The sequence below is a fragment of the Blastochloris viridis genome (assembly GCF_001402875.1).
GTDB classification, from domain to species: Bacteria; Pseudomonadota; Alphaproteobacteria; order Rhizobiales; family Xanthobacteraceae; genus Blastochloris; species Blastochloris viridis.
This window is the reverse complement of the sequence record NZ_CP012946.1, coordinates 1,478,974-1,497,439: the sequence shown is the minus strand read 5'-3', so window position 1 is coordinate 1,497,439 and position 18,466 is coordinate 1,478,974. Positions and strand designations below refer to the sequence as shown.

General features: G+C 67.2%; 18 protein-coding genes and 1 tRNA gene. 8 read left to right on the top strand and 11 right to left on the bottom strand.

Translation table 11 applies throughout. The annotated features are described in order from the left end of the window. Positions 1-96: 96 nt before the first annotated feature. The 8 genes from rpoB to BVIR_RS06605 all read right to left on the bottom strand — a co-directional run bounded on the left by rpoB (position 97) and on the right by BVIR_RS06605 (position 8,190). Entirely contained in the window at positions 97-4,227 is a 4,131-nt protein-coding gene (gene rpoB / locus BVIR_RS06640; RefSeq protein WP_055036986.1) for a DNA-directed RNA polymerase subunit beta, read from the bottom strand. A 277-nt stretch (positions 4,228-4,504) separates the two neighbouring features. Further along, positions 4,505-4,879 (bottom strand): 50S ribosomal protein L7/L12, encoded by a 375-nt coding sequence (rplL, locus tag BVIR_RS06635; RefSeq protein ID WP_055036985.1) that lies wholly within the window; start codon positions 4,877-4,879, stop codon positions 4,505-4,507. 42 nt (positions 4,880-4,921) lie between these two features. Then, entirely contained in the window at positions 4,922-5,440 is a 519-nt protein-coding gene (rplJ, locus tag BVIR_RS06630; RefSeq protein ID WP_055036984.1) for a 50S ribosomal protein L10, read from the bottom strand. Between the two features lie 372 nt (positions 5,441-5,812). After that, the gene (gene rplA / locus BVIR_RS06625) at positions 5,813-6,523 is read right to left on the bottom strand and encodes a 50S ribosomal protein L1 (protein WP_055036983.1); all 711 of its coding nucleotides are present in this window, start codon (positions 6,521-6,523) and stop codon (positions 5,813-5,815) included. 4 nt (positions 6,524-6,527) lie between these two features. After that, on the bottom strand, positions 6,528-6,959 hold the full coding sequence (gene rplK / locus BVIR_RS06620) for a 50S ribosomal protein L11 (RefSeq protein ID WP_055036982.1): 432 nt from the start codon (positions 6,957-6,959) through the stop codon (positions 6,528-6,530). A gap of 180 nt (positions 6,960-7,139) precedes the next feature. Continuing rightward, on the bottom strand, positions 7,140-7,673 hold the full coding sequence (gene nusG / locus BVIR_RS06615) for a transcription termination/antitermination protein NusG (RefSeq protein WP_055036981.1): 534 nt from the start codon (positions 7,671-7,673) through the stop codon (positions 7,140-7,142). 8 nt (positions 7,674-7,681) lie between these two features. After that, positions 7,682-7,879: a preprotein translocase subunit SecE gene (secE, locus tag BVIR_RS06610; protein WP_055036980.1), complete on the bottom strand. Its 198-nt coding sequence runs from the start codon at positions 7,877-7,879 to the stop codon at positions 7,682-7,684. Positions 7,880-8,113: 234 nt separating this feature from the next. Next, positions 8,114-8,190 (bottom strand) — tRNA-Trp (locus tag BVIR_RS06605). A 404-nt stretch (positions 8,191-8,594) separates the two neighbouring features. Between BVIR_RS06605 and BVIR_RS06600 the strand changes: the two genes are divergently transcribed. Together BVIR_RS06600 and BVIR_RS06595 are read left to right on the top strand one after the other, a co-directional pair. Next, on the top strand, positions 8,595-9,119 hold the full coding sequence (locus BVIR_RS06600) for a TspO/MBR family protein (protein WP_236823730.1): 525 nt from the start codon (positions 8,595-8,597) through the stop codon (positions 9,117-9,119). A 403-nt stretch (positions 9,120-9,522) separates the two neighbouring features. Further along, entirely contained in the window at positions 9,523-10,374 is an 852-nt protein-coding gene (locus BVIR_RS06595; RefSeq protein WP_055036978.1) for a xanthine dehydrogenase, read from the top strand. 143 nt (positions 10,375-10,517) lie between these two features. Here BVIR_RS06595 and modD read toward each other — a convergent pair whose 3' ends face one another. Continuing rightward, positions 10,518-11,363, bottom strand: a complete 846-nt coding sequence (modD, locus tag BVIR_RS06590; RefSeq protein WP_055036977.1) for a ModD protein — start codon at positions 11,361-11,363, stop codon at positions 10,518-10,520. Between the two features lie 131 nt (positions 11,364-11,494). Here modD and BVIR_RS06585 point away from each other — a divergent pair, with 131 nt between their 5' ends. The 5 genes from BVIR_RS06585 (at position 11,495) to BVIR_RS06565 (ending at position 15,461) form a co-directional block, all read left to right on the top strand. After that, the gene (locus BVIR_RS06585; protein WP_055036976.1) at positions 11,495-11,698 is read left to right on the top strand and encodes a TOBE domain-containing protein; all 204 of its coding nucleotides are present in this window, start codon (positions 11,495-11,497) and stop codon (positions 11,696-11,698) included. Between the two features lie 104 nt (positions 11,699-11,802). Then, positions 11,803-12,786, top strand: coding sequence for an ABC transporter substrate-binding protein (locus BVIR_RS06580; RefSeq protein ID WP_055036975.1), 984 nt, complete (start codon positions 11,803-11,805; stop codon positions 12,784-12,786). A gap of 244 nt (positions 12,787-13,030) precedes the next feature. Continuing rightward, on the top strand, positions 13,031-13,774 hold the full coding sequence (locus tag BVIR_RS06575; protein ID WP_055036974.1) for an ABC transporter permease: 744 nt from the start codon (positions 13,031-13,033) through the stop codon (positions 13,772-13,774). Further along, positions 13,774-14,490: an ABC transporter ATP-binding protein gene (locus tag BVIR_RS06570; protein WP_055036973.1), complete on the top strand. Its 717-nt coding sequence runs from the start codon at positions 13,774-13,776 to the stop codon at positions 14,488-14,490. The genes BVIR_RS06575 and BVIR_RS06570 overlap by 1 nt, the downstream gene beginning before the upstream one ends. Positions 14,491-14,810: 320 nt before the next feature. Further along, a complete protein-coding gene (locus BVIR_RS06565; RefSeq protein WP_055036972.1) occupies positions 14,811-15,461 on the top strand; it encodes a hypothetical protein in 651 nt (216 codons plus the stop codon). A 37-nt stretch (positions 15,462-15,498) separates the two neighbouring features. On the opposite strand, the gene cysE is transcribed toward BVIR_RS06565, so the two are convergent. After that, the gene (cysE, locus tag BVIR_RS06560; protein ID WP_055036971.1) at positions 15,499-16,353 is read right to left on the bottom strand and encodes a serine O-acetyltransferase; all 855 of its coding nucleotides are present in this window, start codon (positions 16,351-16,353) and stop codon (positions 15,499-15,501) included. 197 nt (positions 16,354-16,550) lie between these two features. Here cysE and BVIR_RS06555 point away from each other — a divergent pair, with 197 nt between their 5' ends. Continuing rightward, positions 16,551-17,354 (top strand): enoyl-CoA hydratase, encoded by an 804-nt coding sequence (locus tag BVIR_RS06555; protein ID WP_055036970.1) that lies wholly within the window; start codon positions 16,551-16,553, stop codon positions 17,352-17,354. Positions 17,355-17,587: 233 nt separating this feature from the next. Here the strand turns inward: BVIR_RS06555 and BVIR_RS06550 are convergent, their stop codons facing one another. Beyond that, positions 17,588-18,340 carry an alpha/beta fold hydrolase gene (locus BVIR_RS06550; protein WP_055036969.1) on the bottom strand — a complete coding sequence of 251 codons (753 nt, stop codon included), beginning with the start codon at positions 18,338-18,340 and terminating at the stop codon, positions 17,588-17,590. Between the last annotated feature and the right edge of the window lie 126 nt (positions 18,341-18,466).

Below are 18,466 nucleotides of genomic sequence, written 5' to 3'. Positions count from 1 at the left end.
CCGGTCATCCGAGGCACCGCCTTTGCCTGGACCGTCGGCCGAATTCCACTCATTCGGGTCGGAACGGGGCGGCCCAGCCGCCCCGCGTCACGCGCCTCATTCCGCTGCCGGCGGCAACTGCTCGAATCCGGCAGCGTTGTAGTTCTTGCTCGACTGCAGCTCGACGTTGAGGCCAAGCGAGCGCATCTCCTTGACCAGCACGTTGAAGCTTTCCGGAATGCCGGCCTCGAAGGTGTCGTCGCCACGGACGATCGCCTCGTACACCTTGGTGCGGCCGGCGACGTCGTCCGACTTCACCGTCAGCATTTCCTGCAGCGTGTAGGCCGCGCCATAGGCTTCGAGCGCCCACACTTCCATTTCGCCGAAGCGCTGACCGCCGAACTGCGCCTTGCCGCCCAGCGGCTGCTGGGTGACCAGCGAGTACGGGCCGATCGAACGGGCGTGGATCTTGTCGTCGACCAGGTGGTGCAGCTTCAGCATGTAGATGTAGCCGACCGTGACCTTACGGTCGAACTGCTCGCCGGTACGGCCGTCGAACAGATCGCTCTGCCCGGACTTGTCGAGGCCGGCGAGTTCCAACATCCGCTCGATGTCGTTCTCGTGCGCGCCGTCGAACACCGGCGTGGCGATCGGCACGCCGCTGCGCAGGCCCTGGCCAAGCTCGATGAAGCCCTGGTCGTCCAGCGTCGCGATGGCGGGATCGTTCGGCGCGTAGACGTCCTTGATCGTCGCCTTGAGCTTCTCGATCTCGTTCTGCGCCAGATAGGCATCGACCGCCTGGCCGATCTGCCGGCCGAGGCCCGCGCAGGCCCAGCCGAGGTGGGTTTCCAGGATCTGGCCGACATTCATGCGGCTCGGCACGCCGAGCGGGTTCAGCACCATGTCGACCGGGGTGCCGTCGGCAAGGAACGGCATATCCTCCGCCGGCACGATCTTGGACACCACGCCCTTGTTGCCGTGGCGGCCGGCCATCTTGTCGCCCGGCTGGATCTTGCGCTTCACCGCCACGAAGACCTTGACCATCTTCATGACGCCGGGCGGCAACTCGTCGCCGCGCTGCAGCTTCTCGACCTTGTCCAGGAAGCGCTGTTCGAGACGCTTCTTGGAGTCGTCGTACTGCTTGCGCATCGCCTCCAACTCGCTCATCAGCTGGTCGTCGGCGAACGCGAACTGCCACCACTGCACCCGCGGGAAATCGGTGAAGATTTCGCGCGTCAGCACGGTGTCCTTCTTGAAGCCCTTCGGCCCCGCCACCGCGGCCTTGCCGTCGAGAATGTCGGCCAGGCGGGTGTAGACGTTGCGGTCGAGGATCGCGAGCTCGTCGTCGCGGTCCTTGGCGAGGCGTTCGATCTCCTCCCGTTCGATCGCCAGCGCACGCTCGTCCTTGTCGACGCCGTGGCGGTTGAACACGCGGACCTCGACCACCGTGCCCTGCACGCCGGGCGGCACGCGGAGCGAGGTGTCGCGAACGTCGGCAGCCTTCTCGCCGAAGATGGCGCGCAGCAGCTTCTCTTCCGGCGTCATCGGGCTTTCGCCCTTCGGCGTGATCTTGCCGACCAGAATGTCGCCGGCGTGGACGTCGGCGCCGATATAGACGATGCCGGCCTCGTCGAGGTTCTTCAGCGCTTCTTCGGAGACGTTCGGGATGTCGCGGGTGATTTCCTCGGGCCCGAGCTTGGTGTCGCGGGCCATCACCTCGAATTCTTCGAGGTGGATCGAGGTGAACACGTCATCCTTCACGATCCGCTCGGACAGCAGGATCGAGTCCTCGAAGTTGTAGCCGTTCCACGGCATGAACGCGACGAGGCAGTTGCGGCCGAGCGCCAGTTCGCCAAGTTCGGTCGACGGCCCGTCGGCGATGACGTCGCCCTTCTTCACCGCGTCACCGACACGAACCAGCGGGCGCTGGTTGATGCAGGTGTTCTGGTTGGAGCGCTGGAACTTCTGCAGGCGGTAGATATCGACGCCGGGCTTGGTCGGGTCGGTCTCTTCGGTGGCGCGGATGACGATACGGGTGGCGTCGACCTGATCAACGACGCCGGTGCGACGCGCGGGAATGGCGGCGCCGGAGTCGCGGGCGACCACCGCCTCCATGCCGGTACCGACCAGCGGCGCCTCGGCGCGCACCAGCGGCACCGCCTGACGCTGCATGTTCGAGCCCATCAGCGCGCGGTTGGCGTCGTCGTTCTCAAGGAACGGGATCAGCGCCGCGGCGACCGACACCAGCTGCTTGGGCGACACGTCCATGAAGTCGACCTTGTCGGGCGACACCATCAGCACGTCGCCGCCGTGGCGGCACACCACGAGGTCTTCGACGAAGCGGCCATCCTTGTCGAGCGGGATGTTGGCCTGCGCGACGTAGTACTTCCCCTCCTCCATGGCGGAGAGGTAGATCACGTCCTCCGTGACGTGGCCGTCCTTGACGCGGCGATACGGCGTCTCGATGAAGCCGTATTTGTTGACGCGCGCGAAGGTGGCGAGCGAGTTGATCAGGCCGATGTTCGGGCCTTCGGGCGTCTCGATCGGGCAGATGCGGCCATAGTGCGTGGTGTGGACGTCGCGCACTTCGAAGCCGGCGCGCTCGCGGGTCAGACCGCCCGGACCGAGCGCCGACAGACGGCGCTTGTGGGTGATCTCCGACAGCGGGTTGGTCTGGTCCATGAACTGCGAGAGCTGCGAGGAGCCGAAGAACTCGCGCACCGCCGCCGCCACCGGCTTGGCGTTGATCAGGTCCTGCGGCATCACGGTGTCGATGTCGACGCTCGACATGCGCTCCTTGATGGCACGCTCCATACGCAGCAGGCCGACGCGATATTGGTTCTCCATCAGCTCGCCGACCGAACGGACACGCCGGTTGCCGAGATGGTCGATGTCGTCGATCTCGCCCTTGCCGTCGCGCAGCTCGACCAGCGTCTTGACCACTGCCAGGATGTCCTCCCGGCGCAGCACGCGGAAGGTGTCCTCGGCGTCGAGATCGAGGCGCATGTTCATCTTGACGCGGCCGACCGCGGACAGGTCGTAGCGCTCGGGATCGAAGAACAGCGAATGGAACATCGCCTCCGCAGTATCCAGCGTCGGCGGCTCGCCCGGACGCATCACGCGGTAGATGTCGAACAGCGCTTCTTCGCGGGCCGAATTCTTGTCGATCGTCAACGTGTTGCGGATGTAGGCGCCGGTGTTGACGTGGTCGATGTCGAGGATCGGCAGCGCGTCGTAGCCAGCATCGAGCAGCACCTTGAGGCTCTTTTCGGAGAGCTCCTCGCCAGCTTCGGCGTAGATCTCGCCGCTCGTCGGGCTCACCATATCCTCGGCGAGATACTGCCCGACCAGATCGCCGTTGGTGGCGCGCAGCGCCTTCAGGCCCTTCTCGATCAGTTGGCGCGCCTGGCGCGCGTTCAGCTTCTTGCCGGCCTCGATCACCACCTCGCCGGTATCGGCGTCGATGAGGTCGGCGGCGGCCTTGAAACCCTTGAACCGCGCGGGATCGAACGGCACACGCCAGCCGTCCTTGTCGCGCTTGTACTGGATCTGGCGATAGAAGGTGTTGAGGATGGTTTCGGCATTGAGACCGAGCGCGAACAGCAGGCTCGTCACCGGAATCTTGCGGCGGCGGTCGATGCGCGCGTAGACGATGTCCTTGGCGTCGAACTCGATGTCGAGCCAGGAGCCGCGATAGGGAATGATGCGCGCCGCGAACAGCAGCTTGCCCGAGGAATGGCTCTTGCCCTTGTCGTGGTCAAAGAACACGCCCGGCGAGCGATGCATCTGCGAAACGATGACGCGCTCGGTGCCATTGACGATGAAGGTGCCGTTCGACGTCATCAGCGGAATGTCGCCGGTGTAGACGTCCTGCTCCTTGATGTCCTTGACCGACTTGGCGCCGGTTTCAGCGTCGACATCAAACACGATGAGGCGGAGCGTCACCTTGAGCGGCGCAGCGAACGTCATGCCGCGTTGGCGGCACTCGTCGACGTCGTACTTCGGCGGCTCGAAGTCGTAGCGCACGAACTCCAGCATCGCGGTCTGCGAAAAGTCGGAGATCGGGAACACCGACTTGAAAACCGCCTGCAATCCTTCATCGGGCCGGCCGCCCTTCGGTTCCTGGACCAGCAGGAACTGGTCGTAGGAGGCCTTCTGCACCTCGATGAGGTTGGGCATCTCCGCGACTTCACGGATGCCGCCGAAGAACCTGCGAATACGCTTGCGACCGCTGAACGTCTGAGCCATCGTGTCCTCATTGCTCGCCGGCAGCCGCCGGCTGGAGGGTCGATGTTCCCGTCGAGAGGGAACGTCGCCGGCGGCGACCCTCGGTCCGCCGTCCCCGTTTTGTCGGGGCCTTAAGCACTTACCCGTCGAACCCGACCTGACGGGAAGAACCGGCACATCACCGGCTCCAGAATTCGACCGGCCCGAACGCGTGACCGGGTTTCAACGTATCACGAACGCAGATCCGAACCACAGGTTGCGGCCCGGGGTAAAACCCCGGACCGCACGGTGAGCGAACTCACTTAAGCTCGACCTTGGCGCCAACCTTCTCGAGCTGCGCCTTGAGCTTCTCGGCCTCGTCCTTGGACACGCCTTCCTTGACCGGCTTCGGCGCGCCCTCGACCAGATCCTTGGCCTCCTTCAGGCCAAGACCGGTGATGGCGCGCACTTCCTTGATGACCTCGATCTTCTTGTCGCCAGCGGCGGCAAGGATCACGTCGAACTCGGTCTTCTCCTCGACCGGCGCCGCGGCGGGGCCGGCAGCCGGCGCCGCAACCGCAACCGCAGCCGCCGCGGACACGCCCCAGCCTTCTTCGAGCAGCTTGGTCAGCTCGGCCATTTCCAGCACGGTCAGGCCGGAGAGCTCGTCATAAATCTTCTGCAGATCAGCCATTTAGATTGGTCCTTATCAGTTCGAACCGGAGTATTGGAAGCCTCACGCGGCTTCGCGCTTTTCGGCATAGGCCTTGAGCAGGCGGGCCATCTTGGCCGACGGCTCTTTCGACAGCTGAGCGAACTTGGTGGCGGGCGCGCTGAGCACGCCGACCAGCCTCGCACGCAGTTCGTCAAGCGACGGCAGCGAGGCAAGCGCCTTCACTCCGTCGACACTGAGAGCCGTCTTGCCCATCGCGCCGCCAAGGATCACGAACTTGTCGTTGGCCTTGGCAAACTCGATGGCGGCCTTGGGTGCGGCCACCGGATCGTCCGAATAGGCGATCAGGGTCGGCCCCTTGAGCAGGGGCGCGATGGCGCTAGCATCCGTGCCGTCGAGCGCGATCTTCGCGAGGCGGTTTTTCGCGACCTTCACGCTGGCGCCGACCTTCTTCATCTGCTTGCGCAGAGTCTGAAGCTGGGCGACCGTGAGGCCGGAATAATGGGCGACGACGACGACGCTCGAAGCTTTGAAAAGCTCGTTGAGCGACTCGACGACGACCTTCTTTTCCGCGCGATCCACGCTTCGTCTCCGTTGGCGGAACAATCAGGATTGTCCGCCGGTTGCACCTGCCGCCCCAAAGGCGGGACATTCCCACCCTTGAAGAACGGCGCTCGGGTTGCCCTGTCCCCCCGGGCGCCGCGCGAGCGGGCCGAGGTGCTGGTTCGAACCGATACCCGGGCTGACCCGGAACCGGTTGATCCCCGTCTGTGCAGGCCCCTAAGCCGGGATTAGGCCATTACTGGCACCCGCAGTCTCGGACAGGACGAGGCCGGACGGGCAAGCCCGCCGGCCCCACCGCGCCGGGGGGTCCCCGTCGCGGATCTGACATGACTCCGGCCGAAGCCGGAGCCAAACTCTCACATAAGCGCTCTTGATGCAGTTTGTCAGCCCCTAAACTGCCTTTTCGACGCCAATGACTGTGGACGGCTCCACCTTCACCCCCGGCCCCATGGTCGAGGAAATGGCGATACGCTGAAGATAGGTACCCTTGGCGCCGGTCGGCTTGGCCTTGACCACCGCGTCGGTGAAGGCGCGGATATTCTCGACCAGCTTGTCGGTCGCGAACGACGCCTTGCCGATGCCGCCATGGATGATGCCGGCCTTCTCGACGCGGAACTCCACCGCGCCGCCCTTGGCCGCCTTCACCGCGCCGCCGACGTCCATCGTCACGGTGCCGACCTTCGGGTTCGGCATCAGGCCGCGCGGCCCGAGCACCTTGCCGAGGCGTCCGACCAGCGGCATCAGGTCCGGCGTCGCAATGCAGCGATCAAACTCGATGGTACCGCCCTGCACGATTTCCAGCAGGTCCTCGGCGCCGACGATGTCAGCGCCAGCGGCTTTGGCCTCGTCGGCCCTGGCGCCGCGCGCGAACACCGCGACGCGCACGGTGCGGCCCGAACCGTTCGGCAGATTGCAGACGCCGCGGACCATCTGGTCGGCGTGACGGGGATCGACGCCCAGATTGAGCGCGATCTCGATCGTCTCGTCGAACTTGGCCTTGGCCCGCGACTTGATCAGGTCCACCGCTTCCGCCAGCGGGTAGAGCTTCGTGGGGTCGATGCCCTCGCGGGCGGCCCGGATACGCTTGCCAACGTTGCTCATGGCCTCACCCCACCACCTCAAGGCCCATCGAGCGGGCGGAACCTTCGATCATGCGCGCCGCCGACTCGACGGAGTCGCAGTTGAGGTCGGCCATCTTCTTCTGGGCGATCTCGCGAACCTGCTCGGCGGTGACCTGCCCGGCCTTGGCGCCACGTCCCGGCGTCTTGGAGCCGGATTGAAGACCGGCGGCCTGCTTCAGGAAGTAGGACACCGGCGGCTGCTTCATCTCGAAGGTGAAGGAGCGGTCCTGGTAGGCGGTGATGACGACCGGAATGGGCGTGCCCTTGGTCATCTGCGCCGTCTTGGCGTTGAACGCCTTGCAGAACTCCATGATATTAAGACCGCGCTGGCCAAGCGCGGGGCCGATCGGCGGCTGCGGGGTCGCGGACCCGGCCGCCACCTGCAGCTTGATGTAACCGACAATCTTTTTTGCCATCTTCCACTCCCGTGGCCGGCGACGCCGGCCTGGTCAGGGTTTCGTGGTTCGGTTCGGACACCTGGCGAGCGCCCTCTCCTCCCACTTCGAGCCGACCGACCCGGACGAGGCTTAACCCCGTCTCGGAACGCCGTAATCGCATCTCCCGGCGCGGACCAATTGCCGCCGCGGAAAACGCGATCAGAGCTTTTCGACCTGCCCGAACTCGAGTTCGACCGGGGTGGGGCGCCCGAAGATCGAGACCGCCACCTTCAGCCGAGACCTGGCATCGTCGACTTCTTCGACGAAGCCATTGAACGAGGCGAACGGGCCGTCCGCAACGCGGACCTGCTCGCCGACCTCGAAACTCACCGTCGCCTTCGGCCGCTCCACGCCCTCCTGCATCTGATGCAGGATGCGCTCGGCCTCGGCATCGGAAATCGGGATCGGCTTTTTGTCCGCCCCGAGGAAACCGGTCACCTTCGGCGTATTCTTGATCAGATGATACGCCTCGTCGGTGAGGCTGCACTTCACCAACACGTAACCGGGAAAGAACTTGCGCTCCGAATCGACCTTTCGGCCCCGGCGCATCTCGACCACCTTCTCGGTCGGCACCAGGATTTCCTCGAACAGATCGTCGAGACCGCGGGTATGAGCCTGCTCGCGAATCGACTCGGCGACCTTCTTTTCGAAGTTCGAATAGGCGTGGACGATGTACCAGCGGGGAGTCGCCATGCCTGACCTCAGGAGCCCAGTGAGAGCAGAAGCGACAGGCCGACGCGGATGAGCCAGTCGACCAGCATGAAGAAGATGGCCGACGCCACGGCCATGACCAACACCATCACGGTGGTGATGCCGGTCTCCCGGCGGGTCGGCCAAGTGACCTTTCCAACCTCCGACCGGACCTGCTGCAAGAATTCGAGGGGATTGGTCTTCGCCATGATGTCCGCTTGAACGATGTCCGCTTGACGTTCGGTGTTTCGCCGGGCTTGGGCCGTATTCTGTGCGTTGTCTCGTGCAGCGCCGTCCAGGGCTTCGGCCGGGACCGATTCGTCTTCGGCCGTACCGGCGCCTGCCGGCCGCGACCTGAATTGCCGGCCACGGGGCCGGGTCGATGCCGGGAGCCGGCGAGTCTCGATAACTGCCACGCCGACCCGAACGATCCGGGCCGAGGCTGGCAGGAGTGGAGGGACTCGAACCCCCAACCCCCGGTTTTGGAGACCGGTGCTCTAGCCAGTTGAGCTACACTCCTCCGGGCGACAGGAAGAGCGGCCACCGTTGGGCCATGACGCATCCTCCGTCGTTCCTCGGAATAAGGCATCACCTATACGACGTCTTTGCCCTTGTCCAGCCCCCGAAGCCGCCGCAAACCGCCGGAAAAACACCTCAAGCTCGGACGTTTCGACATCTTCCCGGCGATCCGCCGACGTTCGCCCTTCGTAAACGCACTGACCGTAGAACGGCAGCCGTGCCCTTAGGTGGCTGGCGGCACCCGGATCCGCCGGTACCCCAGTGTCAGAGACATTTCATCCACAGACCAATAATTTGTCGCGCCCCTTTTCCTGACGGCCGCGAATGCAGATGTCAGGGTCGGACCACTCGCATGCCCCCTCACAGCCCCTTGTGAACTCTAAAGGACTCGGGATCCGCAACGTCATGATGGAATACGAATCGCTGATCGCCCTCGGCGTCTTCGCCGTGATCTGCCTCACCGCTGCCTCCACCGGCGCCAAATACGGCCCTGACGAGTGGTACCGCAGCATCGACAAACCGTGGTGGATTCCGCCGAACTGGGCGTTCGCCCCGGCCTGGATGCTGTTCTACACCCTGCTCGCCGTCGCCGGGTGGGTGGCGTGGCGTGAAGGCGGCGGCTCCGCGGCCAACCCGCTGCCGGCGGCGCTGTTCGTCCCACTGGCGCTCTACGTCCTGCACGTCATTACCAATGCGGTGTGGTCGCCGCTGTTCTTCGGCATGCACCGAATCGATTACGCCCTGATCGACTCGGCCGCGATGTGGCTGACGCTGGTGGCCACCATCTTCGCCTTCGCCGAGGTCAGCACCCTCGCCACCTGGCTGCTGGTGATCTACCTCGGCTGGGTCACCTTCGCGTTCCTGCTGAACCTGTCGGTGCTGCGTCTGAACCGCGACCGCCTGCCGGAAACCGCACCGACCCGCCACTGACGTTATCGCCTTCTGTTCCCTTGGGTCGCATTGAGATCCAAGGGAACACCCTCAGCGGATACCCCTGATCGCAAAGGGATTTTCTGCGAGCAACATTCGGTCGCCGGCCAATTCGGCCGGATGACCAGTATGCCGGATGACCAGTATGAGGAATCACACCGTTATTACGACAAAACCGACATTCGGGCCGACATCGGACCGCAGCGCGACATCGTTCGGAATTTGATTTATATAACGCTGTAAGGTTTACGACACCGGCGCGAAGCATTTCCTGCAATGCCCCGCCTTCATGTTGCTCCGCGCCCGGCGCATCCCGCAACCCGCTGAAATATCACCTGAAATTTCCTTACCGTCTTGGCGTGATCTTTGCTTCGGGTTGATGGACAGCCCGGGAGTCCCCGACATGCCCTTGCGACATCGCCGCCCGCTCGCCGTGATCCTCGGCACCAACGAGATCGCCTCCGCGGTCGCGGTCTTTCTTCATCGCCAGCATTATTCGGTCGTGCTGTCATACGACCCGAACCCGCCGGTGATCCGCCGCGGCATGGCCTTCCACGACGTGCTCTATGACGATCCGTGCCAGTTGGAGGGGGTGGTCGGCCAGCGGGCGGAAACCTGGCCGGAGCTGGTCTATGCCCTCTCGGCGCCCGACGCGGTGGCGGTGACCAGGCTCGGCCTGACCGACCTCATCGTCCACGGCCAGATCGCGGTGCTGGTCGACGCGCGGATGCAGAAGTACGCCGTCACACCCGACCTCAGGCACCTCGCGGGCGTCACCGTTGGGCTTGGCCCCGGCTTTCGCGTCGGCTTCAACTGCGACGTCGCCGTCGAGACCCGCCCTGCCAACAACGGCAAGGTGGTGGATGCCGGCACCACCGACGCCGCCGACGGCATCCCGAGCCTGCTCGGCGAGTTCGGGCGCGAGCGGCTGGTCTATTCCGACCGCGCCGGTCGCTGGCGAACCGCCATCGAGATCGGCACGCGGGTGTTCCGCGGCTTCACCGTCGGCCACCTCGACGGCTTGCCGGTCGCGGCGCCGCTCGACGGCATGCTGCGCGGCGTGGTGCGCGACGGCCTGCTGGTCCCTGCCCGCACCAAGCTACTGGAGGTCGACCCACGCGGCCGCAAAGCGCGCTGGACCGGCATCGACGAGCGCCCGCGCGCCATCGCGTTCGCCACGCTGCAGGCGGTGCGGCGGCGTACCGAGGCTGCCCTGCCCCGCCCTGAAACGCTGCAGCCTGCGACCGCGTCTTGATTCGGTTTCTGAGCGATCGACCCGAAACCCTTGGCAACCGATCGCTGAGACGTTCTCGGCCAATCGGGCCGGCCCCACATGATTCGGATTGTCGGCCGGGCGCGATAACGCTCTCATTCATCTCACAGATCTCGCGGGCGGCCTCACGCCGGCACAATGCGCACCGCGACGTCGAGCGGCTTTGCCGCATACGGCGCCGAGGTGACGATGACCCGCGCCCCGGCCGCAACATAGGCGCCGGCGGTGGCGGCGGCGATGCCGCCGGCAGCGGCGATGATGGCGGGCAACTCCGCCGCCTTGAGACGCGCGGCGAGGTCGGCCACCGCATCGAACGCGAACTTCTCGGTTTGAATCACGTCGGCCCCGGCCGCCGCCCAATCGACCCCCTCCGCCACCGAGCCGACCTCGACCACGATCTTCTTTTCCGGCGCGCCGCGCTTCAGCCGCGCCACCGTTTCGGCCGGCGGCTCGCCGCCGAGGAACGCCCGGTGCTCGGCGAACACCAAAACCGTCTCCGACAGCCCCAGCCGGTGCGGCACCGCCCCGCCCGCGACCAAGGCCGCCATCGACAGCGCCTTGGCGCCCGGCATCGCCTTGCGGGTGCCGGCCACCGCGGCATTCGGATCGGCAGCCCGCGCCGCCTCGACGATGGCCCGCGTCGCGGTGGCGATGCCGGAGGCGGCCTCGACCATCAACTGCGCCATCTTCCAGCCCCGGTGCAGGGCGGCGGCCGGCGCCTCGGCGGTCAGAATCGGCGCACCGGCGGCGAGCGACTCGCCGGAGCTTGCGGTGCGCGCCACCGCACAGCCGGCGCGCTCGAGCAGCCGCGCCGCGTCCTCGACCGCCGCCGCCACCATCGGCCCGCGCGCCGAAAACGTCATCCGGCCCGGCTGTGCGCCGATGCCGAGCAACCGGGTGGTGAGGTCGCCATACGGAACATCGTCGGCGATCAGCGCGTCCAGGACACCGTCACCGAATGAAATCGTCATGCGTCTCGAGCCTCGCATCATCCCGGCCCGACCTCGACCGGACGCAGCCATTTCGCTATGCATATGCAGATACGGCGGTGGTGAGTTTGACCACGTGCCGTCGACCCCGCCAGTCGATCCAGGAGGATGACATGAAGATTTCCGCGCGCAACGTGCTCAAGGGCAAAGTGGTCGAGGTGACCAAGGGCGCCACCACCGCCCACGTGAAGATCGACGTCGGCGGCAACACCGTCACCGCATCCATCACCAACGAGTCGGTCGACGAACTCGGCCTCGCCGTCGGCAAGGATGCCTTCGCGGTGATCAAGTCCTCGGACGTGATGATCGGCGTCTGATCGAGGTCGGAGACCGGCTCGTCCGGCCTCCACCACGGCGGCCCCAGCGGCCGCCGTTTTTCGGAATGTCGTTATGTTCAATTGGATATAGCCGGACCTCGATCATGCTCGACAGACGCGCCCTCCTCGCCGGACTCGCCGGTACTGCCACCGCCACCGCTTTCGGGCAGCCTGCCTGGGGCGCTCCGGCCGCCGGGCTGGAGGTCCTGGGCGCACCCAACGGCGCGACAGTCGTGCTGGTGCGGCTCATCGAGTCGGGCGGCCTTGCCGCCGCAGCCCCCGGCGCCACCTTCCGCCTGTGGCGCGACACCGACGAGCTGCGCGCCGGCCTCGTCTCCGGCCGCTCGCGCCTGATCACCACCCCCAGCCACGTGCCGGCCAATCTCGCTAATCGCGGCCTGCCAATGAAGCTGCTCGCCATCCTCAGCATGGGCCACCTTTCGGTGGTCACCGCCAACGACCAGATCCGGTCGTTCGCCGACCTTGCCGGCAAGCCGGTTGTCGGCTTCTTCAAGAACGACATGCCGGACTTGGTCTTCCGCATCCTCGCCCGCAAGGAAGGCCTCGACCCCGATCGCGACATCCAGCTGACCTATGTCGGCTCGCCGATGGAAGCGGCCCACCTGCTGGCGGACGGGCAGGCCGAAACCGCCATCCTGTCGGAGCCGCCGGCCACCGGCTCGATCGCCAGGGCGGCGCGGGCGGGCCGCACGCTGCACCGCGCCATCAGCCTGCAGCAGGTTTGGGGCAAGCATTTCGCCAAGCCGCGCATTCCGATGGCCGGCGTCGCGCTGCACCAGAGCCTGATCGAGGATTCGCCCGAACTCATCGCCGCGTTGCGCGCCGGGCTCGCCCCCGCTAAGGACTGGGTGCTGGCCAACCGCTCGGAGGCGGCGCAGCTCGCCGAACGTACCATGAGTTTCCGCGCCCCGGTGTTCGAGCGCTCGCTCGACTTTTTCCACCTCGACGTGGTGTCGGCCGCCGAGCTGCGGCCGGAACTCGAGGCGTTCTACCGCGCCATTCTCGACCTTTCGCCCGAGTCCCTCGGCGGCAAGCTGCCGCCCGACGACTTCTATCTCGACCTGTGACGCAGCGGGCAAGGCACCTTCCTTCGGGCCGCGGCGCCATTGCGCGTCATCCTGGAGCGTCGTGGTCCCTGGGTCCCCTTCCCGACCGCCTCCGGCGGTCGCCGGGGACGACCCGTCGAGGCCGTGATGCGCCGGAGAGCGCCGCATCCGCACCGCGGTCGTCCCCGGCGAGCGCGGCGAAGCCGTGCGAGGGAAGGGGACCCAGGGACCATGACACCGCAAGCCTTGCCGCGAGAACTTCGGCATGACCCCCCTCCTCCGCCTCGCCTCAGGTGCCGCCGGGCTCGCCGCCCTGGTGCTGGCGTGGGATGCCGGCCACCGCGCGCTGGGGCCGCTGGTGTTGCCGGCACCGTCCGAAACGTTCGACACCCTGCTTCGGCTCATCGCGTCCGGCGCTGCGTGGCCGGCGCTGCGCGTGACCGCCGCCGACGCGCTCGGCGGCTGGCTCGCCGGCGCGCTGCTCGGCGCCAGCCTCGGCGTCGCCGGCGGCCTCGTCCCGCCGCTCGGCGCCGCGTTGCGGCCGGTGACCACGGTGGTGCTGGGAGTGCCGCCGATCGCCTGGGTGGTGCTGGCGCTGTTGTGGTTCGGGCCGACCGGCCTCAGCGCCGGCTTCACCGTTTTGGTCACGGTACTGCCGATCGTGTTCGCCGGCGCCTTCCAGGGCATCCAGGCCCGCAGCCCCGCGCTCGGCGAGATGGCGCGCGCCTTCGGCGCACCCCCTTTGCTTAAGCTCCGGGCGCTGATCGTGCCGCAATTGCTCGATCATCTGCTGCCGGCGCTCGCCACCGCGCTCGCGTTCGCCTGGAAGGTGGCGGTGATGGCGGAGGTGCTGGGCGGCGGCACCGGCATCGGCGGCGAAATCGCCACCGCCCGCGCCCATCTCGACCTCGCCGAGACCTTGGCCTGGGTGGTGTTGGCGGTGATGCTGATGCTCGCGTGCGACGCCACCTTGCTGGCGCCGATCCGGCGCCGGACGCGGGGGGCGTGATGCTGACCTTTGCCGATGTCCGCCTCGGCTTCAGCGACGGGCCGGTGTTCAACCGGCTCGACCTCGTCATCGCGCCGGGCAAATTGGTTGCGCTGCTCGGCCGCTCGGGCTGCGGCAAAACCACCGCGCTCAGGCTCGCCGCCGGCCTGATCCGGCCCGACGCCGGCCGGGTGGACATCCGCTTCCGCCGCACCGCGATGGTGTTCCAGGAGCCGCGCCTGCTGCCGTGGGCGAGCGCGCGCGACAACGCCGCGTTCGGCCTCGCCGCGCGCGGCGTGCCGCGCCGGGAGCGCCGTGCCCGCGCCGACGCGCTCCTGACGGCGTTCGGCTTCACCGCAGCCGACCTCGACAAGCGACCGGCGCAACTCTCCGGCGGCATGCAGAGCCGCGTCGCCATCGCCCGCGCCTTCGCCATCGAGCCCGACCTGGTGCTGATGGACGAGCCGTTCGCCGCGCTCGACATCGGGCTTCGCCGCGACCTGCAGGACCTGGTGCGTGAGACCGTCGACCGCCGCGGCAGCGCGGTGCTGTTCGTCACCCATGACATCACCGAGGCGGTCCGGTTGGCCGACCGCATTTTGGTGCTGTCACCGCGGCCGGCGCAGGTGGTGTTCGACCGCCCGTCGCAGCCGATCGCCGAGCCGGCGGCGATCCACGCCCAGGCCTCGGCGTTGTTCGAGCAACCGGCGGTGCGATCGGCGATGCTGGCGCGGTAGGCTTCACCGTCCAGCCGAATTCCGGCTGATCCGCCAGAAGCTGCTGCAACGCGCCTCTCTGCGCGGCGCGCCCGCTGATATCTGCAAATTGGCGGGAACCCGGAACCGCAGCGGCAAGCTGTCGCACCCGCATCTATTGGAGCATTCGTTGAGCGAGGCTGTTGCCACATTTTATAGTTGAGGTAGCTTCAGCAAGTTTCAGATACGGCTGACTTCAGAGCGTGCGGATGACGGTTCCCTCTCCTCGTTGGCCCGAGATCGCGTCGGCCGTATTCGAACATCTGCGCGCCCGCTGTCACCGCAGCGGCGGGAGACTGTCTTTGGCGGATCTCGAGGCCGCCCAGCGCGCGTTCCGGCTCGGACGGGTTCCCGTCGACGGCGAGGCGGGCGATGCGGACGCGGTGTCCCGGCAGACCGCGTTCGACCCCGCCAGGCTTCTGGCACTGTTTCTCTACGCCCACGCCTCGGGTCTGGCGGTTACAACCTTTGCGGGAACGCAGCCTCCAATCGACGCGGCGTGGATGAAACGGTTTTTCCACGCCCTGGCCGAATTCCTGATCGACTATTTCGACCCGGCGTTTCCGGCACGGATCGCCACCACCTACGCCGAAGCTGCCGCCCATGGCCACACCGTATCGAGCGTAAGCCTGATGAGCGGCACGGCGGGGCGCACCTCCGCCCGCCTCTGCCTGTCGCCACTGATCGCCGGGCCGCCGATCTCGCCCGGCGCCCTCGCCACATTCTGCTCGCGCGCCAACGCCGCCGACTATCACGACGGCGTGGCCTCACCGCCGCTCCGTGTCGGCCTGATCGAGGCTGAGCGATTCTTCACGCTGGTGCGGCAAACGCCGCGGCTGCGGTGCTGGCTGGACGACACGCCGGAACCCGCCACACCGCGCGATCGCGGCGAGCTCATCCACCTTGAGGACATCGCCGATCTGCTTGTTGCCGTGCAGCCGGCGGCACCTTGATCGCGCCATGCCGTTGCACGCTCCCAGGTCCGCTCGGTCAGCCGATTTCGCGCTGCCGGCCCGACCTGGCGGTCAGGGCGTCCAGCATCTGGTCCATCAGCCGTGACGGCTCGGAACAGCCGGCGTCGCCCACCACGCGCGCTGGCACGCCGGCAACGGTGGTGTTGTGCGGCACGTCCTTCAGCACCACCGATCCGGCGGCGATGCGGGCGCAGTGGCCGATCTCGATATTGCCGAGGATCTTGGCGCCGGCGCCGATCATCACGCCGCGGCGCACCTTGGGATGACGGTCGCCGCGCTCCTTGCCGGTGCCGCCCAGCGTCACCGAATGCAGCATGGAGACGTCGTCCTCGATCACTGCGGTGGCGCCGACCACCAGGCCGGTGGCGTGGTCGAGAAAGATGCCGCGGCCGATCTGTGCCGCCGGGTGGATGTCGCACTGGAACACCGACGACGACCGGCTTTGCAGGTACAGCGCGAAATCGCGCCGGCCAACCGTCCACAGCCAATGCGCCAGCCGGTGGGTCTGGATGGCGTGGAAGCCCTTGTAATAAAGCACCGCCTCGATGAACCGCGTCGTCGCCGGGTCGCGGTCGGCCACCGCCATGATGTCGGAACGGAATGCCGCGCCGATCGACGGATCGGCGTCGAGCGCCTCGGCATAGGCATGGCGGATCAGTTCGTCCGACACATCGGCATGGTCGAGCCGCGCCGCGAGCCGGTGCGCCACCGCCGCCTCCAGCGTGTCGTGATTGAGGACGCTCGTCATCACGAACGCCGCCAGCACCGGGTCGGCATCGATCACGGCTTCGGCTTCCCGTCGCAGCCGGTCCCACACCGGATCGGCATTGGGCAGAGGAGGAACGGCGCGACGAAACGAGCGATGGGGCATAACACCCTCCGCAAAGGACCAATTCAAACCATAGTCTACCATAGGGCCCCTGCCCGCCTGTGGTACCAAACCGGCCCGCGGCGCCTGAATTTCGTCGTTCGATCGGCACAAGGACGGGCGCTCCGGCGAGAAATTTCGGCGAGGCCGGTGGCGCGATCGCAACAGCACCAGCCGAGCCAGCATGATGGGGAGCCGCCATGTCTGAGAGCCTGCCCTCGCCGACCGAGAAGCTGACGGCCCGCGTCGAGGGCCAGATCGGCTGGCTCATCCTCGACAACCCCGCCCGCCGCAACGCCCTGACGCTCGCGATGTGGCAGGCGGTGCCGAAGTTGGTGGCGGCGCTTGAGCGTCACCGCGACGTGCGGGTGATCGTGGTGCGCGGCGCGGGCGATGGCCCGTTCGCCTCCGGCGCCGACATCTCCGAGTTCGAAACCGTCCGCGCCACCGCCGCTGGCGCCCGCGCCTACGAAGCCGTCAATGGCGAGGCATTCGACGCGCTGTGCCACGCCGCCAAGCCCACCATCGCGATGATCCGCGGCTTCTGCCTCGGCGGCGGTCTCGGGCTGGCGCTGGCCACCGACCTGCGCATCGCCGGGGCGAGCGCCGAATTCGGCATTCCCGCCGGCCGCCTCGGCGTCGGCTACCCCCCCGGCGCCATGGCGCAGGTGGTGGCCGCGCTGGGGCCGATGCGCGCCAAGGAATTGTTTTTCACCGCCCGCCGGGTCAAGGCCGACGAAGCATTGGCGCTCGGGCTGCTGACACGGGTGGTCGACGACACGACGCTTGAAGCCGACGTCACCCAGGCCGCGGAACTGATCGCCGGCAACGCACCGCTGACGCTGAAGGCCGCGAAGGCCGCCATCAACGCCGCGGCCGGCCTCGGCACCGCCGACGCCGGGACGCTTGGTGCGCTGGCGGACGCCTGCTTCGACAGCGCCGACTATGCCGAGGGCCGCACCGCATTCCTGGAAAAGCGCCCGCCGCTGTTCAAGGGGGCGTGATCCGAAACCCGGCCGTTCAGGCCGGAGTTTCCTTCCGGTCACCGGAACATCCCTTTCCGCCGGGCTCCCCGCTGGTCCGAATGGGGCGAGCGGGGGTACCCCACCGGTCAACCCGCCATTCTCCGCTGAAACGGCAATCTGAGCATCGGCTCGCAACCGATTCATCCGACTCTGGATTCGAGGCAAGCTCAACCGCCGTGCCAGCAACATGACTCGAACGTCACCCCGCTGCGTTACGGTCGCCGCTTCAGGAACTCCAGCACCCCGGCCTTGAACGCCTTGTCGCCTACCGCGTGCATGTGGTCGCGGCCGGGGACGCAAAGATGCTCGGCGCCGGGGATCAGCGCCACCAGCGCCGGACCGGAACCGGACACCTCGTCGGTCGAGCCCACCGCCACCAGCACCGGCACCGCCAGCGCGCGGGCCTCGTCCTCGGTCATGGTCTGGCGCGAGCCGCGGATGCAGGCGGCGAGCGCCTTGAGATCGCTGCGGGTCTGCTCGGCGAAGGCGCGGAAGGTGCGGCCCTGGCGGTCGCGGACATCCGCCAGCGTCGGGGCCTCCAGCGCCGCGGCGATCGAGGCCGGCAGGCCGACACCGTCGACCAGATGGATGCCGAGCCCGCCGAGGATGGCCGAGCGCACCCGCTCCGGCCGCTTGAGCGCCAGGAACGCGGTGATGCGAGCACCCATCGAATAGCCCATCACGTCGGCGCGGGGCAGGTCGAGGTGATCGAGCAGCGCCGCGACGTCGTCCGCCATCAGCCGGGTGCCGTAGAGGTCGGGCAGGTAGAGCTTGCCGGACTGGCCGTGGCCGCGATTGTCGAGCGCGATAACCCGGCGGCCGGCCTGGGTCAGCGTCGCCACCCAGCCGGGATAGACCCAGTTCACCTCCTTGGTGGAAGCGAAGCCGTGGACGAGCACGATCGGCTCGCCGTCACCCTGGTCGAGATAGGCAATGTCGAGGCCGTCGTGATGGAAGTTAGGCATCAATGATCAAACGCTTGGGAGACAGTAACGCCGGGCGGGGCAATTCGGCCAAGGGTTCCGGATTGGAATCCGGCGCAGCGGCCAACACGTCACCCCCTTCACCAGCATGCGCCCGTCGCGCAATCA

Excerpts from the sequence above, each read along its gene's own strand:
- rpoB (WP_055036986.1), bottom strand. The coding sequence starts at position 4,227 with ATGGCTCAGACGTTCAGCGGTCGCAAGCGTATTCGCAGGTTCTTCGGC.
- rplL (WP_055036985.1), bottom strand. The coding sequence starts at position 4,879 with ATGGCTGATCTGCAGAAGATTTATGACGAGCTCTCCGGCCTGACCGTG.
- rplA (WP_055036983.1), bottom strand. The coding sequence starts at position 6,523 with ATGAGCAACGTTGGCAAGCGTATCCGGGCCGCCCGCGAGGGCATCGAC.
- rplK (WP_055036982.1), bottom strand. The coding sequence starts at position 6,959 with ATGGCAAAAAAGATTGTCGGTTACATCAAGCTGCAGGTGGCGGCCGGG.
- nusG (WP_055036981.1), bottom strand. The coding sequence starts at position 7,673 with ATGGCGACTCCCCGCTGGTACATCGTCCACGCCTATTCGAACTTCGAA.
- secE (WP_055036980.1), bottom strand. The coding sequence starts at position 7,879 with ATGGCGAAGACCAATCCCCTCGAATTCTTGCAGCAGGTCCGGTCGGAG.
- BVIR_RS06600 (WP_236823730.1), top strand. The coding sequence starts at position 8,595 with ATGATGGAATACGAATCGCTGATCGCCCTCGGCGTCTTCGCCGTGATC.
- BVIR_RS06595 (WP_055036978.1), top strand. The coding sequence starts at position 9,523 with ATGCCCTTGCGACATCGCCGCCCGCTCGCCGTGATCCTCGGCACCAAC.
- modD (WP_055036977.1), bottom strand. The coding sequence starts at position 11,363 with ATGACGATTTCATTCGGTGACGGTGTCCTGGACGCGCTGATCGCCGAC.
- BVIR_RS06585 (WP_055036976.1), top strand. The coding sequence starts at position 11,495 with ATGAAGATTTCCGCGCGCAACGTGCTCAAGGGCAAAGTGGTCGAGGTG.
- BVIR_RS06580 (WP_055036975.1), top strand. The coding sequence starts at position 11,803 with ATGCTCGACAGACGCGCCCTCCTCGCCGGACTCGCCGGTACTGCCACC.
- BVIR_RS06575 (WP_055036974.1), top strand. The coding sequence starts at position 13,031 with ATGACCCCCCTCCTCCGCCTCGCCTCAGGTGCCGCCGGGCTCGCCGCC.
- BVIR_RS06570 (WP_055036973.1), top strand. The coding sequence starts at position 13,774 with ATGCTGACCTTTGCCGATGTCCGCCTCGGCTTCAGCGACGGGCCGGTG.
- cysE (WP_055036971.1), bottom strand. The coding sequence starts at position 16,353 with ATGCCCCATCGCTCGTTTCGTCGCGCCGTTCCTCCTCTGCCCAATGCC.
- BVIR_RS06555 (WP_055036970.1), top strand. The coding sequence starts at position 16,551 with ATGTCTGAGAGCCTGCCCTCGCCGACCGAGAAGCTGACGGCCCGCGTC.
- BVIR_RS06550 (WP_055036969.1), bottom strand. The coding sequence starts at position 18,340 with ATGCCTAACTTCCATCACGACGGCCTCGACATTGCCTATCTCGACCAG.